Annotated in this window: 15 protein-coding genes; 1 reads left to right on the forward strand and 14 read right to left on the reverse strand. The window is 47.7% G+C overall.

What is annotated here, in order from left to right:
• From AC0J20_RS07005 to dinB, 3 genes are all read right to left on the reverse strand, one after another.
• Complete coding sequence (locus AC0J20_RS07005) at positions 1-1,218, reverse strand: MFS transporter (protein WP_473021153.1); 1,218 nt, start codon at positions 1,216-1,218, stop codon at positions 1-3.
• 36 nt (positions 1,219-1,254) lie between these two features.
• Entirely contained in the window at positions 1,255-2,787 is a 1,533-nt protein-coding gene (locus AC0J20_RS07010; protein WP_473021154.1) for a M17 family metallopeptidase, read from the reverse strand.
• A gap of 158 nt (positions 2,788-2,945) precedes the next feature.
• Entirely contained in the window at positions 2,946-4,028 is a 1,083-nt protein-coding gene (dinB, locus tag AC0J20_RS07015; protein WP_473021155.1) for a DNA polymerase IV, read from the reverse strand.
• A 150-nt stretch (positions 4,029-4,178) separates the two neighbouring features.
• Here dinB and AC0J20_RS07020 point away from each other — a divergent pair, with 150 nt between their 5' ends.
• Positions 4,179-4,385, forward strand: a complete 207-nt coding sequence (locus AC0J20_RS07020) for a hypothetical protein (protein WP_473021156.1) — start codon at positions 4,179-4,181, stop codon at positions 4,383-4,385.
• Here AC0J20_RS07020 and AC0J20_RS07025 read toward each other — a convergent pair.
• From AC0J20_RS07025 to AC0J20_RS07075, 11 genes are all read right to left on the reverse strand, one after another.
• Entirely contained in the window at positions 4,382-6,280 is a 1,899-nt protein-coding gene (locus AC0J20_RS07025) for a methyl-accepting chemotaxis protein (protein ID WP_473021157.1), read from the reverse strand. The genes AC0J20_RS07020 and AC0J20_RS07025 overlap by 4 nt on opposite strands.
• Positions 6,281-6,720: 440 nt before the next feature.
• Positions 6,721-6,954: a (Na+)-NQR maturation NqrM gene (nqrM, locus tag AC0J20_RS07030; RefSeq protein WP_229528389.1), complete on the reverse strand. Its 234-nt coding sequence runs from the start codon at positions 6,952-6,954 to the stop codon at positions 6,721-6,723.
• Positions 6,955-6,961: 7 nt separating this feature from the next.
• Positions 6,962-7,990, reverse strand: coding sequence for an FAD:protein FMN transferase (locus tag AC0J20_RS07035; RefSeq protein ID WP_473021158.1), 1,029 nt, complete (start codon positions 7,988-7,990; stop codon positions 6,962-6,964).
• A 78-nt stretch (positions 7,991-8,068) separates the two neighbouring features.
• Entirely contained in the window at positions 8,069-9,301 is a 1,233-nt protein-coding gene (gene nqrF / locus AC0J20_RS07040) for an NADH:ubiquinone reductase (Na(+)-transporting) subunit F (RefSeq protein ID WP_473021159.1), read from the reverse strand.
• Between the two features lie 27 nt (positions 9,302-9,328).
• Positions 9,329-9,937: an NADH:ubiquinone reductase (Na(+)-transporting) subunit E gene (gene nqrE, locus AC0J20_RS07045; protein ID WP_229528386.1), complete on the reverse strand. Its 609-nt coding sequence runs from the start codon at positions 9,935-9,937 to the stop codon at positions 9,329-9,331.
• 5 nt (positions 9,938-9,942) lie between these two features.
• Positions 9,943-10,578, reverse strand: a complete 636-nt coding sequence (locus tag AC0J20_RS07050) for an NADH:ubiquinone reductase (Na(+)-transporting) subunit D (RefSeq protein WP_229528385.1) — start codon at positions 10,576-10,578, stop codon at positions 9,943-9,945.
• An 11-nt stretch (positions 10,579-10,589) separates the two neighbouring features.
• A complete protein-coding gene (locus AC0J20_RS07055; RefSeq protein WP_473021160.1) occupies positions 10,590-11,348 on the reverse strand; it encodes a Na(+)-translocating NADH-quinone reductase subunit C in 759 nt (252 codons plus the stop codon).
• Positions 11,335-12,552, reverse strand: coding sequence for an NADH:ubiquinone reductase (Na(+)-transporting) subunit B (locus AC0J20_RS07060; protein WP_229528383.1), 1,218 nt, complete (start codon positions 12,550-12,552; stop codon positions 11,335-11,337). The genes AC0J20_RS07055 and AC0J20_RS07060 overlap by 14 nt, the downstream gene beginning before the upstream one ends.
• A gap of 2 nt (positions 12,553-12,554) precedes the next feature.
• Positions 12,555-13,895 (reverse strand): Na(+)-translocating NADH-quinone reductase subunit A, encoded by a 1,341-nt coding sequence (locus AC0J20_RS07065; protein WP_473021161.1) that lies wholly within the window; start codon positions 13,893-13,895, stop codon positions 12,555-12,557.
• A 426-nt stretch (positions 13,896-14,321) separates the two neighbouring features.
• Positions 14,322-15,497 carry an enoyl-ACP reductase FabV gene (gene fabV / locus AC0J20_RS07070; protein WP_229528381.1) on the reverse strand — a complete coding sequence of 392 codons (1,176 nt, stop codon included), beginning with the start codon at positions 15,495-15,497 and terminating at the stop codon, positions 14,322-14,324.
• 194 nt (positions 15,498-15,691) lie between these two features.
• A complete protein-coding gene (locus AC0J20_RS07075; protein ID WP_473021162.1) occupies positions 15,692-16,789 on the reverse strand; it encodes a TRAP transporter substrate-binding protein in 1,098 nt (365 codons plus the stop codon).
• Positions 16,790-16,791: the final 2 nt, after the last annotated feature.

Consider the following 16,791-nt stretch of genomic DNA (forward strand, 5'->3'; position numbering starts at 1 on the left):
TTACTCTTTTTCGGAAAGCAGGGCTGCCTGAGTGCTCACCGCTACAGTTGCATCCTGATGCCACCAGCGCAGCACCCACAATAAGAAAATCAAAACGGGGATACAGGACAACATCATGGCCTGCCACCCAAGAAAATACAGTACCGCTCCGGCTGACAATGAGGCTGCGGCCTGAATGGCAAACATAACGCCATCGTTCAGCGCCTGTGCCTGAAACCGTTCTTCCGGTAAATAAGCTTTGGGTAATAAACTGGTTCCGGCAGTAAACAGGAAGTTCCAGGCGATGCCTAAGAGCACTAAAGTTACCCAGTAATGCCAGTAGCCGACGGCAAAAAATCCGGCGAGGATACACAATCCAAACATAACAATGCCTGTTAATATGAGCTTTAACTCGCCTATTTTGCCAATCAACCAGCCACTGAAAAAAGACGGTAAAAACATGGCTACAATGTGGCTCTGGATCACAATTTTAGTATCCGCCAGGCTGTGATGCTCAAAGACGTGCATATGCACCGGTGTTGCCGTCATGATAAAGGCCATTAAACCGTAACCCAGACTGGCCGAGAGTACCGCCACCACAAATCCCGGATTGCGCAAAAAGCGTTTATTACCGGCTGTTTGCAAAGCGTGTGCGCGGCTCTGTTGTAGTTCTTCTGTCTTTTTGGGTTGATAAAACAAAAACAAAATAAAGCAACAGACCTGGATACAGGCCAGTAAATAAAAAGTCCCCTGAAAACTACCGGGTGTCAGTCCCTGCCCCAGTACAGACAATTCCGGTCCCAAAATAGCAGCTACCAGCCCACCTAATAAAACCAGTGACACCACCTTAGGCACACGATCTAAGCTGACCCATTCTATCGCTGCAAAACGGATTTGCTGAAACCCGGCAATTGCACAGCCCAGCATGGCAGAGGCCAGACAAAATTGCACAAAGGAAGCCTGTTTTACCGCATTTGCGGCCACCAGACTGGCAGCAATTCCCATCACTGCCGCCATCATAAATACCTTTTTACGTCCCAGCTTTCGCATTAACAGAGCAATGGGAGATACCGAAAATGCGGTCCCCAAAATCATCAGTGCCAGAGGCAGTGTGGCATATTGCTGAGCCGGAGCCACCTGCGCACCAAAGATACCCGCCACCAACACCATTAAGGTGCCTGAAGTGGTACTCAGTGCGGCAATAGCGGCTAATAGCCACACAACAGGAGGAAATCGCATTGGTCTTTCTCTTTAGATGGAGCAACCTGCTCCGGGTTAAATTAAATAACGACCTGCTAACATCATCAATCCCGCAGCCGTCGGTTTACCATGCTGCCAATCCCCCCCTTCGACACCGCTACCTGCAATGTCGACGTGAGTATAGGCGTACTGTGTATCATTCAGCCCTGACGCCAGTTGCAAAAACGCCATAGGGAACTGATGGCCTCTGGCCGTCACCGCAGACGCTGCATTGTTAGAGGATAAAATATCATCGGCTTTGGTGCGCGGTTTAACAAAATCGAAATCTTCCCGACGGGAACGCGATATCTCAGCCGGGTCCGCCCACAAGTCGCCCGCAACAGATAATTGCTGAGCACTGTTTTTTGCCCTGGCAACCCCGTTTTCGACCAACGCTGTATAAGGTCCAACGGCACGAGCGGCATGGCCGGTCAGCGTGGCCACTGAAAAGAATTCCGCTTTGTCATCTTCTGCAGCCAGCTCTTTCAGGTGAGTCAATACATCGCATAATACCAGACGTCCTTCGGCATCGGTATTTCCGATACGGACCCTGACGCCGGCGCGACTGGTAATGATTTCATCTGCCACAAAAGCGTTGGAGCCGATACTATTGCGCACCGCACCCACTTCGGCTACCACTTTAATGCCTTTGGGCTGAATCTCGGCCAGCATTTTCATAAAACCAACCACCGTTGCCGCACCGCCTTTGTCACGACTCATACCCGCCATGTGACCACCAGTTTTCAGGTCTGCGCCACCTGTGTCATAGGTAATACCCTTTCCGGCCAGGTACAAACTGTGCTCAATTGGTCCCTCGCCTTCATAAGTCATGGTAATAACACGTGCCTGATGACGTTCTACCGACTCAGACGAACGAGCCACGGCAAACAATAAAGGGTAGTCTTTTTCCAATTGGCGTTGGTTGCTGATCACTTCCACCTTTACCGCGCTGCCCGCTAAGGCAGAGACACAATAGTCTGCAAAACCGGGAGGGGCCATACGCTCCGGTTCAGTGCCACATAAATCTCGCGCCACGCGTTTTCCCGCTTCAGCTGCCATCAACCAGGAGGAAGACGTCACAGAATCGCCGGTAATAAGGCCAATTTCCTGAATGGGTTCGATATCATCCTCACGCAGCGCTTCACGCGCTTCCAGGGGTTGCCACAATCCCTGGGTAAACCCGAGGTAAGCGGCACCAATGGCATTTTGAAAGTTTTGACCTTCTGCGGCTTCCACCCACATCAGCGGCTTGCGTATACCCGCCGACACTGCCACTTTTGCGGCTTTATTGGCCACATCGAAATACCGTCTGACATCGTCATAATAACGTGAAAGCTCCCCGGTTGGGGCAAATACAATACGCTTTCCGGGAACGTTTTCACCACTGAACAGCAATACTTCAGCATCCACTCTGGCGTCTATTTCCTGATGTTTTAGTAGCACAGTTTTAATGCTGGTGTCGGTAACGGCTTCCGCCTTGGGGGCCACGACGATCAGGGCATCCCAATCTGAGGATTGGGCCAATGCATCGGTGATACTGTTAATGTCGATAATATTTGGATAAGCCATGGGAAAACTCCTTGTTATCGGGTTTGATACCAACCTCTGTAAGCGACGATTGATATTAGGCAAATGAAGAAAATGAGGTGCTCATTTTGCCGGGTTCAGCGCAGCGTCACAAGCCACTGACAAAACCATCTATTCAAAAATACCGATAAATTGTGCAGTTAAGATTCCGTTTCGCCGCCGCCCCCGGCTTCAAACCGCAATGGCAGTTGCCGACTATCGGCTTCGTGGGGCATGGCCACATGCAATCCTACCAGGCGAATACCGCGTTTTTGCTGGCGCGCCAGAATTTGTGGTAATAAGGTCTCAAAGGTACTTAACGATACCACCTGAGTGCGTTGGTCCATGGTGGTTTGTTGAAAATCAGAAAATTTCAGTTTTATTCCCTGGTTGTGAACGGTGAGATTTGGGCTTACCTTTTTCAGCCTTTTGATCAGTTTAGGGTAGAGCTTATGAATAATCTCCAGACATTGCTGCTGCGTGTGAATATCCTGGGCCAGTGTCGTTTCGATACCCACGGATTTTCGTTCACGGTGAGTGCTAAGCGCTCTATCATCCACCGCATGACAGCGATCCCAAAGTATCTTACCAAACTTGCCAAATTGTTTTAGCAAACGCTCTCTGGGATAGTTTTGCACGTCGGCGCAAGTTTCCAGCCCCAACAATGCCAGCTTTTCCTGAGTAACCTTACCTACGCCTGGAATTTTCTTGAGTGGTAATCTGGTGACAAATTCCAGCAGTTTTTGTGGTGGGATGACACACAATCCATCGGGCTTGTATTCATCACTGGCAACCTTTGCCACGAACTTTATGGGCGCCACACCGGCAGACGCCGTTAGACCGGTTTCATCGAATATTGCCTGTCGGATGTCTTGCGCTATCCGTGTTGCACTACCTGCAAACAGGGTGGAATCGGAAACATCCAAGAAGGCTTCATCTAAAGACAGGGGTTCAACGATGTCAGTGTAACGCTTAAATATCGCTTTTATTTTGCGTGACTCTTCCACATACACATCCATGCGCCCCGGCACCAATGTCAGGTGCGGACATAGCTTCATAGCGTGCGCAGTCGCCATGGCAGAGCGAACCCCGAATTTTCTGGCCGGATAATTACAGGTGGATATCACCCCTCTGCGATCAGAGCTCCCCCCGATGGCAATCGGAATTCCACGCAACGCTGGATTGTCTCGCATCTCCACGGCAGCATAGAAGCAGTCCATATCGATGTGAATGAATTTACGCAAAACACACTAAAATACTGTTTATTTGAACAGTATTCTAGTGGATTTTTAAGCGAATTAATACGGTTTTTAGCTGGTGGGATTATGTTGTAGTAGTGATGTTGATTTGCGGAACCTGCAGACCGTCACTGAGAGTGTATCCCTGCATTTGCAATGACCTGGGCAACATCCGTGTTGCCTAACTTGAGTTTTTTCCTGGCCATTCGACGTGTTGCACGAAAGGCCCTGATTCTCATGAACTTCGAACACAATCACGGCGGACCTGTAAAAGAACACAGGCAACGCGCCGACAATAGTGCCATTAAAGCAATGTTTAAATTAACCTCCGTCTTGCTGGAAAGCTCCGGCCAGGCAGACTAAACCTTGAACTGTTTCAGCACTTCGTCCAGATTACTGGCCAGACGCTTAAGCTCTGAGATGTTTTTCTCAACGTCTTTACTTTCCATGACAGTTTCATCGGCCAGTTCAGTAATGTGGCTGACGTTTCTGGCAATTTCTTCAGCTGTATATGATTGCTGCGTGTTGGCAGCTACGATACTTTGCATTTGCTGTTGGATTTGCTCTACACCAGAGAACGCCTGATCTAACACGGTTTGCAAATCAGCCACCCGTTGCACACCAGACTCCGCCTGAGAATTACTGGCGGTCATGGCCTGACTGGCTTGTTTTGCCGTAGTTTGCAGAGCGCCGATGATTTCCTGGATATGGCGGGTGGATTCCTGGGTACGGCTGGCCAGGGTTCTGACTTCATCCGCGACCACAGCAAAACCACGTCCCATTTCACCAGCGCGGGCCGCTTCAATAGCCGCGTTGAGGGCTAACAAATTGGTTTGTTCGGTAATGGCAGAGATAACGTCCAGCACTTCACCAATTTTATCGGTTTCCGCTTCCAGCGCGGCAACAACCGTCGCGGCTTCGCCAATCTGCGTCGACAAAGAGTTGATATCACCAACAGCCGATTTTACTACGGCGCTGCCTTTGTCCATTTCAGCTTTTACATTGTCCGCCACTTCCATAGCACCACTGGTATTGCGGGAAACATCTTTACTGGTTTCGGCCATTTCATAACTGGCGCTGGCAACCGATTCAATTTCGCTCTTTTCGTTATTCACCAGATCCAGGTTGTGTTGCGTGATCTCACTAACGCTTTTGGTTGTACGGTTAACCTCGGTAGTAATATCCATGGTCTGTTTTACCAGGGCCTGGATCTTGTCCATAAAGCGATTGAATTCGCTGGCCAGCTGACCAATTTCATCTTCGCGCTTTAAATCAATGCGTTTAGTCAGGTCGCCATCGCCGCGGGAAATGTCTTTCATGGCGTGTACCATGCTGTTCAGCGGATTAAGCATCGGACGCACAATCATAAACACCATCACTGCAATAATGGCCAACATAATAATCATCAGGAAAGTGACCTGCCATACGGCACTGGTCACCGGCGCACTAATTGCTTCGTCCGGCACCATAAAGCCCAGTTTCCAGTTAAAGTAAGGGTATTCACCGGCGACTTTGTCGAAGATGACTTTATAGTGTTCATCTTTCCAGTACACTTCGGTGATACCGCTGTCCTGGCGGGTAACCATATTTTTCAACTGGGCAAAACCTTCAGTATCACTAAAAATACTGTCAACCTTGCTCATATCCGACCCCGGAGGGAAGCGTTCATTAAAGCCGGGAAAATATACCAACACCCCTTTGTCGGTTACCAGAAACGCATTGCCCATGCCCTGATATTTGATTTTACTCAGCAGCTCTTCGCCAATGGTGGAAATCAGAATGTCCATACCGCCGATACCCAGAAAACGCCCGTTGCGGTTCACCACGGTTTTAATGGTGGCTGAAATTGAACCGTCGTTTGCATCCACTGCCGGATCTGACAGGTATAAGCGCCCCTTATCCTGGGCTTCAAACCACCAGGGGCGTTTATTGGTGTAATAATTCGGGTCGCCGTCGTAACGGCCATTTAAATCGAAATATTCAAAAGTATTGGCAGAGCCAAAGAAGACACTTTTTATCGCCGCGTCTTTATCGGAGAAAAACTTAAAAAAGTCCCAAACCTTGCGATAATCTTCATCATTGGAAATATCACTGCGGCGGTCGTCGTAATTTTCAAACCAATCCAATACCAGCGGATTAGCAAATACACTGTGGATCACCTGCCCTTTGGCATAGAAAAACCCGGCAATTTCTGTGGCTTTTTGGGATACGATGTTTTGAATATCGCCGTTGACGCGTTCAATAGTGCTGGATTTCACTTGTTGCACCTGCCAAATTCCATATAGCAAAAACAAACAAGCAATTCCCGAAACACAAATAGCGATCAGTCTTTGACTAATAGACTTCTGAAACCACATATTGCAACCTTATTGATTTAATTTTTATTGTACTTACGCCTAACCTTAACGGCCGCGCTCAAAATTTGTTGAGTCGGATTCAACCTGAGCCTGCAGAGCTGTGCTACACAAGGCTACTGACAAGATGAATGAGCTCTGAGATGACTGGATACAGTGATGGATGTCATCTAAAACGATGCTTATTGTCTGAATTTAAGCCAGATATGTAAAGGATTGTAAGCGCTTTATTGCATCAATGACAGATGGAAAATAAACCGCATAGCGTGAAACAAAGTTTACTTTATGGAGTAAAGTCAGGCATCTGACTACCAGATGCCCGTAAATAACCGTAACGCTGACAATTAAACAATTTTATTGTTTTGCCATTCCTCAATCTTTTTTTGCCGGGCTTCTTCCCGTTCAATACGGGCCTTTTTACGATCACAGGGTTCAGGGCAGTCACATGCCTTGTCGATGCCCAATGCACCGAGCCCACCGCAGGAGCCTGAAATTGTTTTATTTTGTAAAATATAACCAATTGCCATTGCGGCAACGACTATTAAAAAGAACACGAATGCTAACAGAAAGGTACTCACTGCGTACTTACCCTTTTTTACTCATAAATGAATCAAAACCCGGCGTAGTATACTCTTTAAACTCGCCATTTTCTCGGGTAATCAACAAAACCGCCAGATCATTTTCCAATGCCATAGCCAGCCCCGCATCTTTACCCATTACTGCAATTGCCGTGGAATATCCGTCAGCGGTTAAACAGGAAGGATGCACCACAGTAACAGAGACCAGATTATGCTGAATTGGCTTTCCGGTTTTTGGATCAATGAGATGGGAGTAACGCATACCGTCTTCTTCATAATAATTGCGGTAGTCGCCTGATGTCGCGATAGCGTTATTACCAACAGTGATAATTTCCTGTATTGCCCGCTCAAGAGAAACCGGTTTTTCAATAGCAATTCGCCACGCCTGGCCATTGCGCTTAACACCTGCCACACGCATTTCTCCGCCTATCTCTACCAGATAATTGTCAATGCCAAAAGACGCGACTATCTCCGCCACCTGGTCAACACCATAGCCTTTTGCCACGGTGGACAAATCTACGTACATATCCGGATGAGCCCGGCTTAAACTGTTACCGCTTACAGATAGTTTATCAATGCCCACTCTGGCTCTGGCAGCATCAATATCCACATCGGAGGGGATCACTTCCGGTCTGGCCTGGGGACCAAATCCCCAGAGGTTTACCAAAGGTCCGACGGTGATATCCAGATACTGATTGCTCAGTTTGCCAATACGTAAAGCTTCTTCAACCACCACCAATGTTTCAGAGGACAGTGGGTAGGGTTCGGTACTTTTTGTCTGATTCAGCATCGACAACTCAGACGCAGGGTCGTAAGTAGACATCAGCTTGTTGATATGTACCAACTCATCATCAATGCGTTGCTGCAGCAATGTGCTGTCAGTTGTATGTTCTGACCAGTATTTAATATTGTAGGTCGTGCCCATCGTCGGGCCAGACAGATGGACTTCCGCTGGAGGTTGCTGGCACCCTGCCAGCAACATTAAGCAAAGGGCTATCAGGGTAAATAGGTAGACGCGAAGAGATAATATATTCATTTAGAAAACTTCAATTCGTTGCTAAAAAAGGCTTATTAAAAAAGGGGCCTTAGCCCCTTTTTTCAAATGTTTACGGTATTAACCGCCAAAGTCATCCAGCATAATGTTATCGTCTTCTACGCCCAGGTCTTTGAGCATATTGATAACCGCTGCGTTCATCATAGGTGGTCCACACATATAGAACTCACAGTCTTCCGGCGCCGGGTGATCCTTCAGGTAGTTTTCTAACAATACCTGGTGGATAAAGCCGGTATAGCCTTCCCAGTTATCTTCTGGCTGTGGATCAGACAATGCAACATGCCACTGGAAGTTATCGTTTTCATCCTGCAGCATATCGAAATCTTCTACATAGAACATTTCGCGCAGTGAACGGGCACCGTACCAGAAAGAAATCTTGCGGTCTGATTTAAGACGACGCAGCTGATCGAAGATGTGCGAACGCATCGGCGCCATACCTGCACCACCGCCGACAAACACCATTTCAGCCTGGGTTTCTTTCGCAAAGAATTCACCAAATGGACCAGAAATAGTGGCTTTGTCACCTTCTTTCAGACTCCAGATGTAAGAAGACATCTTACCGGCCGGCAGGCTCAGGTTATTAGGTGGCGGCGTAGCGATACGCACGTTCAACATAATAATGCCTTCTTCTTCCGGATAGTTAGCCATGGAATAAGCACGGATGGTTTCATCATCCACTTTAGATTCGATATCAAAGAAACCAAAACGCTCCCAGTCAGGACGATATTCCGCCGGGATATCGAAGTCCTTGTATTTAACGTGGTGAGCAGGGGCTTCGATCTGAATATAACCACCTGCACGAAAAGGTACACTCTCCCCGTTTGGAATCTTCAGCTTAAGCTCTTTAATGAAAGTGGCCTTGTTGTCGTTAGAAATAACTTCACAATCCCACTTCTTGATACCGAAAATTTCTTCCGGTAATTCAATGTCCATATCTTGCTTAATAGCAACCTGGCAGGACAAACGGCAACCTTCACGGGCCTCGCGCTTGGTAATGTGATCCAGCTCAGTGGGCAGGATTTCACCACCACCGGCTTTGATATCGACACGGCACTGGCCGCAAGAGCCACCACCACCGCAAGCAGAGCTTACGAAAATACCATTTTCCGCCAGGGCACCCAGCAGCTTGCCACCCGGTGATGCGGTGATCGCTTTATCAGGATCACCATTAATCAGAATTTTAACATCGCCGGTGGGAACCAGCTTCGATTTAGCGAACATGATGATAAACACCAATGCCAAAACGATAGCGATAAACATACCTACGCCGAGGTAAATATCAGTTGGATTCATAATCTTTTATTCCTCTCCTGACGCCGCTTAGATTGATACACCGGAGAAGGACTGGAAGCCCAACGCCATCAAACCAGCAATAATAAATACAGACCCCAGGCCACGAACACCTTCAGGCATGTCTGCATACTTCAGCTTTTCACGAATACCGGCTAACAGGACAATGGCAATCGCCCAGCCCGCACCACTACCTACACCGAAAAAGATGCTTTCGGTAAAGGTGTATTCTTTCTGGATAGCAAAGGCCACACCACCAAAGATGGCGCAGTTAACCGTGATCAAAGGTAAGAAGATCCCCAGTGCGTTGTACAATGCCGGGAAAAACTTATCTAAGGTCATTTCCAGAATCTGAACCAGTGCAGCAATAACACCGATAAAGGTCAGGAAGCTCAAAAAGCTCAGGTCAGCCTCAGGGAAACCGGCCCATTCAAGCGCACCAGGAGCCAGAACGTTTGAATACACCAATTGGTTTACCGGCACTGAAATACCCAGTACTACGATTACCGCAACACCCAGACCCATTGCCGTTTTGACCTTTTTCGATACCGCCAAAAAGGTACACATACCGAAAAAGTAGAAAAGTGCCATGTTCTCAAGGAAGATTGAGCGCACTAACAAGCTAATATAATGTTCCACTTTATTTACTCCTTAGGCTCAACTTGTTCCGGACGAATGGTACGGATGAACCAAATCAAGCCACCAATCAGGAAGAACGAACTAAACGGCAGAATCAGCAGGCCATTACCCTGATACCAGCCACCGTTTTGTACCAATGGCAGAATCTCATATCCTAATAACGTACCGAAACCACCCAATTCTTTGATCGTACCAATAACGATCAAGACAAATGAGTAACCCAGGCCGTTACCGATACCATCGAGGAAGCTCATGGTAGGTGGACTCTTCATAGCGTAAGCCTCAGCACGCCCCATAACGATACAGTTGGTGATAATCAGTCCAACGAATACCGAGAGCTGTTTTGACACTTCATAGGAATAGGCTTTTAACACCTGGTCAACCAGAATTACCAGTGAGGCGATAATGGTCATCTGAATGATGATACGCACGCTGGAAGGGATCTGATTGCGAATTAACGAGATAAATAAATTAGAAAACGCCGTTACAAAGGTCAGTGCCGCTGACATGACCAGTGCGGTTTCCAGTTTTGTAGTTACTGCCAATGCTGAGCAAATACCCAGGATTTGCAGTGCAATTGGGTTACTGTCCAGGATGGGCCCGAACAATACCTTTTTCATTTCTTTTGCATTGCTAGACATTGTGCCTCTCCTTATGACTTAAGCCATGGCTTATTAGCCAGAAAGTTACCCAACGCGCGATCACTTAACCAATAGTCTAGTGACGCCTGAACACCGTTGGAGGTCAAAGTTGCACCTGAAAGTGCATCCACTGTGTGCGGATTATCGGCGCTGGCATTTTTCTTCAGTTGAATAGCAACGTCACCATCTTTAAACAGCTTTTTACCATCCCAAAGTGCCTTCCAGGCCGGGTTCTGAACCTCACCACCCAATCCAGGAGTTTCTTTCTGATCATAATAGATCAGGCTACGCACTGTATTGCCATCAGCATCAACCGCCAGCAATCCATACATCAGGTTCCAAAGACCGCTGCCGTACACTTCCAAAACCAGTCGGGTTACGTCTCCGGTTTCGTTTTTAATATGGTACACGCTGACCACTTTCGAATGACGGAACACCTTTGCCGTATCTGGCTTAGGGCGAACCTGATATTCGTCGTCTTTGGCGTATTTGAACATGTCGAAATCTTCCGGTACTTCAACGTACTGGCCAGATTCTAAATCCACATAACGCTCTTCAACGAATTCGTCATAAGTACCGGCAATGTCGCCAGCGGCTTTATCTAACAGACCTGCCGCTTCTAATACGTTGGTTTGTTTATCCAACTGGGCATTAGCCGTTTGCAGACTTCTAAGGCCTACCGCTGCTGTAGAAACAACAATAGAGCAGGCAAGACATACAGCGACAACGATGCCAACTGTTCTTCCAAGAGTTTCTTTACGCGCTGACACGTGCCATCCTCCGTTTAATATTGCTCTGAGCCACGAAATAATCAAACAGCGGCGCCCACAAGTTAGCAAACAGAATTGCCAACATCATGCCTTCCGGGAAGGCCGGGTTCAGGACTCTGACCAGCACGCACATTGCGCCAATCAATAAACCATACGCCCACTTACCTTGATTGGTGAAAGATGCAGAAACCGGATCAGTTGCCATAAAGAACATACCAAAGGCAAAACCACCGGTAACCAGATGCCAATACCAGGGCATTGCCATCATTGGGTTGGTATCACTGCCAATCAGGTTTAACAATGTCGCGAAGATAGCGGCACCGAGTAACACACCTAAAACGATGCGCCACGAAGCGATCCGCAAATAAATAATAAATAACCCGCCCAGTGCCAACATCAGTGTAGACACTTCACCTGCTGAGCCCTGGATGTTGCCGTAGAAGGCATCCCACCACAACGCAACGTTGCTGTAATCCAGCGCACCAGAAGCCGCCTGACTTAACATAGTTGCACCTGAGTAGCCGTCGGCCGCCGTCCAGATAGCATCACCGGAGATTTGCGCCGGATAAGCAAAATACAGGAAAGCACGACCCGATAGCGCCGGGTTAAGGAAGTTACGACCAGTACCACCAAAGACTTCTTTGGCAATAACCACACCGAAAGTAATACCCAGTGCAACTTGCCACAAAGGAATCGTTGCCGGTAAGGTCAGAGCGAACAGTACCGAAGTCACGAAGAAGCCTTCGTTAACTTCGTGTTTGCGGATAGAGGCAAACAGCACTTCCCAGAAACCACCTACAATGAAGGTCACGGCATAGATTGGCAGGAAGAAACAGGCACCATAGCCCATCATGCCCAACCAGGACACGCCGTCTACGCCCAGTTGTCCACCGAATGCGGTAAACAGGGCAGCTTGCCATACATCTGGTAAAGCCACCGCACCTGCGCCATTCAAAATGGCAAGGTGAGCTTGCTGACCAATGTTGAACATGCCGTAAAACATCGCCGGGAAAGTAGCCATCCACACCAAAATCATGATGCGTTTCAGGTCAATACTGTCTTTAACGTGAGTAGACCCTTTGGTTACCTTGCCAGGTGTATAGAAAATGGTAGCTGCGGCTTCGTAAAGCGCATACCACTTCTCGTGTTTGCCACCCGGTTCGAAATCGGGTTCAATCTTTTCGAGATACTCTTTTAAACTCATGATTAGCCCTCTTTCTCAATCTTATCCAGACAATCCCGCAGCACGGAACCGTAATCGTATTTGCCTGGGCATACATAGGTACACAACGCCAGATCTTCTTCGTCCAGTTCCAGACAGCCCATAGTCTGAGCGCTGTCAGTGTCACCGGCCAGCAGATCGCGTAAAAGCAGTGTGGGTAATACATCCAATGGCATTACGCGTTCATAGTTGCCGATTGGCACCATGGCACGATCTGAACCATTGGTCGTTGAAGTCATATTGAATAATTTGCCTGGGTTCAGGTGACCCAGATAGGCTTTAGTGATCGAGTGCTTATCAGAGCCTGGAGTAATCCAGCCGAACAGCTTTTTCTCCCGGTCTTCAGCAACAACGGAAAGCTGTGTCGCATAACGTCCTAAATAAGCGTGGACACCGTGAGCGTGTAAGCCATGTAATACTGAACCAGAAATGACTCTGGGTTCGTCACAGTTAAGCTCATCAGCGGTTAATTCCACCGTGTTGGCACCCACCAGAGTACGCACCAGTCTGGGGTTCGATACGACAGGACCGGCTAACGCAACAATGCGTGAGGAATCAATCTGCCCGGTGGTAAACAGTTTACCAATGGCGATGACGTCCTGATAGCCCACATGCCAGACGAACTTGTTTGCACCTGCTGAGTCAAGGAAGTGGATATGCGTACCCACCAGACCCGCAGGGTGCGGACCAGAGAACTCTTCAGTAGTTACTGCAGCATTACCCGTGCTGACAGAGGCACCAGAAGCCTTAGTCACCCAGGTTTTCCCCTGAGTTAACTTGCTGACAACCTGCAAACCGTTTTCAAAATCTGCCTGACTCTGCGCAATTATAACTGCAGGGTCTGCTGCTAATGGATTGGTATCCATCGCATTGACAAAAATTGCAGTTGGCGTGGAATCAATAGCAGGAATTTTACTGTAAGGGCGGGTACGTAGCGCTGTCCATAATCCGGAATCAACAAGCTGAGATACGATGTTCTCTCTGTCTAAACCGGCTAATTCCGACGCTTCATATTTGTTAAACTCTACCTGCTCATCACCGGCAATCTTGATCACAACCGATTGCAAAACACGTTTTGCACCACGGTTGATTTCAATGATTTCACCAGCAGAAGGGGCAGTGAATTTAACGCCAGGATTCTTTTTGTCTTCAAAAAGAATCTGCCCTTTTTTCACGACATCGCCCACCTGACAATGCATAGTGGGACGCATGCCGATGTATTCTTCACCCAAAACAGCAACGCGCGTAATCGGCGCACCGTCGTGGATTTCTTGAGTTGGCGCTCCCGATATAGGGAGGTTGAGGCCTTTCTTTATTTTAATCATACTTACATGCACTAGTTAAGGATTAATACTTATCAGGGTTGTGCTCACGAGCAAACCCAATCCTGATAAGTATTTTGAATTCCATACAAAAACCTGAAAAGGTCTTAAGAACCGTTTATCAATCCGCTTCGCGCCACTGTCTTACAAAATAAAATTTGTAACCACATGAAACGTCGCTTAACAAACTGCCGAATTCTAGCACTACATGACCAATTTGCGCTACGCCTATGTGCCCAGGCTGGTTTTTTTGCTTTATTTTTAGCCATAAGCTGTACAGATTTTATTCATTACACTAGCAATAGATTGTGTTTTGTCAACGAAGCTGGCTTTTTATCCGATACGGTTTTTCGCCCAAATTGTTCTGAGTAAAAACACAAAACACCGCCTTGGCGGTGTTTTGTCTGAAACATCGGTGTAAATTTATAGTTACCAGTCGGCTAAAGGACTGACATCCTGTTGATAATCTACCGCGTCGAATCCAAAACCAAACAAGTGTAAAAACTCGCGGTGATATCCCTGATAGTCACTCAACTGATGGAAGTTTTCCTGAGTCACCTGATCCCACAACGCTTTTATTTTGGCCTGAGTGGCATCATTGGTTTCTTTACCATCCATGCGCAAACGCCCGGCTTCATCCACTTGTGGCGCTTCCTGTTGTAACAATCGGAATAAACCATCGATTTGCTCAATACAACCTTCGTGGGTGCCCTCTTCTTTCATCACCTTATATATCAGGGAAATATACAATGGCATAACCGGAATTGCAGATGATGCCTGAGTTACCAGTGCTTTTAATGAAGACACATAGGCTTTGACGTTTAACGCCGCTTGCTTGCTCTCGATGGCCTGCACAGCGCGATCCAGGTCTTCTTTCGCTTTACCAATCGTAGCATGACCGTAAATAGGCCAGGTTAATTCTTTGCCAATGTAGGTGTAAGCAGTCGTTTTGCAGTTTTGCGCTAATACCCCGGCTTCGCCTAACGCATCTAACCACAATTCCCAATCTTCGCCGCCCATCACCTTAACGGTATTTTGAATATCATCGTCAGAAGCTGGCTCCAGTGATACCTCGTGTACCAGGTCCTTATCTGTGTCATACGTTTTGGTGGTATAGCTTTTTCCAACAGGCTTGAGTACCGACTTATAGACTTCACCGGTTTCAGGGTCAGTGCGACGCGGCGATGCCAGACTGTAGATCACTAAATCCACCTGCCCCATATCCTGCTTAATCGCGTCAATCACCTGTGCTTTGATCTCTTTAGAAAACGCATCCCCATTCAGGGTTTTGTGGTACAGCCCGGCTTCCTCAGCCTGCTGATGAAACGCGGCGGTATTGTACCAGCCAGCGGTGCCGGTTTTCTTTTCTGACGGTGCCTTTTCGAAACACACCCCCAGAGTTTTAGCACCGTAACCAAATGCCGACACAATACGCGACGCCAGGCCATACCCAGTCGAACAGCCTAAAACCAGTACATTTTTCGGGCCATCTTCTGAATGGGATTGCGCTTTTACATAATCAATCTGACTGCTGACATTATGCGCACATCCAACCGGATGAGCATTAGTACAAATAAATCCGCGAATTTTTGGTTGAATAACCATAGCTGAGGACATTCCTTATTGTGTTAAATGGTGACAGCCAAACACAGTAACGGTTCAGCTGTTTAATTGCTGCCTATTGTAACCAGCGCACAGGATTCAACAACTCTGAACAGCTGTGTATCTCTGTTATGGCAATGCAAAATCATACTGTCGATCCGGCTCAGTCACCCTGAAGTTCAATCCATCAGGGCGTGTTATTGCCGGCTCTGGTACAGTCTGGCCTCAGTAATACCATGGAAGTTAGCCACTTCTTGCTGGAACTTTTTATAGTGTTGATAAATTTTGGCAAATTGCGGATCTGCCGCCGATTGCTCTGCTAACACTTCGTCGGTGGCCGCTTTGAGTGCCTGTATCACATCGTCCGGTAGTTGTTTTAACGCTACCTCATGAGTATTCAACAGGGTTTGTAACGCGGCATTATTGCGCGCCGTGTATTCATCTAACATGTCCTGGTTTACCGCTCTGGCGGCAACTTCCACTATCTTTTGCAAATCCGCAGGTAATGCTTTGTAAGCCTGTTCGTTGACGATAAATTCCAGCGTGGTGCCGGTTTCATGCCAGCCAAATGCATAATAGTAATCGGCGGCTTTATGTAACCCAAACGCCAAATCATTGTAAGGCCCCACCCATTCAGTGGCATCAATCGCACCGGTTTGCAATGAAGTAAACAGCTCGCCACCGGTGAGTGACACTGGCACGCCACCCAGGCGTTTTAACACTTCAGCGCCAAGGCCTGGTATGCGCATTTTCAGACCTTTAATATCCTCAACACTGTTGATTTCTTTTTTAAACCAACCCGCCATCTGAGTACCGGTATTACCGCCCGCAAAGGGAATTAGCCCAAATGGCTTATACAATTCCTGCCACAGCGCCAGACCACCACCGTAATGCAGCCAGCCGTTCATTTCCTGGGCATTCATACCAAAGGGGACTCCGGTGAATATTTGTGCTGCAGGTGCCTTGCCTTTCCAGTAATAGGGGCCGGAATGACCAATCTGAGCGGTCCCCTGCGCTACAGCGTCAAACACTTCAAACCCCGGTACTATCTCACCGGCGCCATAAACTCTGACATTAAGACGCCCGGCTGACATCTGATTAACCATTTCAGCAAAGGTTTCCGGCCCTTTGCCCAGCCCCGGAAAATTCTTCGGCCAACTGGTGACCAGTTTCCATTCGAATGATTGCTGCGCAACAGCACCATCAGCCTGCGCCGGTGAATCTGACGCTGAATCCGTACAACTCATCAACAGCGTCACAGACGCCACTAAAAACCATTTTTTGAATACCAACATAG

The organism is Planctobacterium sp. R6, assembly GCF_055755215.1.

Bases quoted from the DNA above. Each gene is read 5' to 3' on its own strand.
- AC0J20_RS07065 (WP_473021161.1), bottom strand. From the start codon at position 13,895: ATGATTAAAATAAAGAAAGGCCTCAACCTCCCTATATCGGGAGCGCCA.
- nqrF (WP_473021159.1), bottom strand. From the start codon at position 9,301: ATGAATCCAACTGATATTTACCTCGGCGTAGGTATGTTTATCGCTATC.
- AC0J20_RS07020 (WP_473021156.1), top strand. From the start codon at position 4,179: ATGACCTGGGCAACATCCGTGTTGCCTAACTTGAGTTTTTTCCTGGCC.
- AC0J20_RS07010 (WP_473021154.1), bottom strand. From the start codon at position 2,787: ATGGCTTATCCAAATATTATCGACATTAACAGTATCACCGATGCATTG.
- AC0J20_RS07005 (WP_473021153.1), bottom strand. From the start codon at position 1,218: ATGCGATTTCCTCCTGTTGTGTGGCTATTAGCCGCTATTGCCGCACTG.
- AC0J20_RS07060 (WP_229528383.1), bottom strand. From the start codon at position 12,552: ATGAGTTTAAAAGAGTATCTCGAAAAGATTGAACCCGATTTCGAACCG.
- AC0J20_RS07050 (WP_229528385.1), bottom strand. From the start codon at position 10,578: ATGTCTAGCAATGCAAAAGAAATGAAAAAGGTATTGTTCGGGCCCATC.
- AC0J20_RS07035 (WP_473021158.1), bottom strand. From the start codon at position 7,990: ATGAATATATTATCTCTTCGCGTCTACCTATTTACCCTGATAGCCCTT.
- fabV (WP_229528381.1), bottom strand. From the start codon at position 15,497: ATGGTTATTCAACCAAAAATTCGCGGATTTATTTGTACTAATGCTCAT.
- AC0J20_RS07075 (WP_473021162.1), bottom strand. From the start codon at position 16,789: ATGTTGGTATTCAAAAAATGGTTTTTAGTGGCGTCTGTGACGCTGTTG.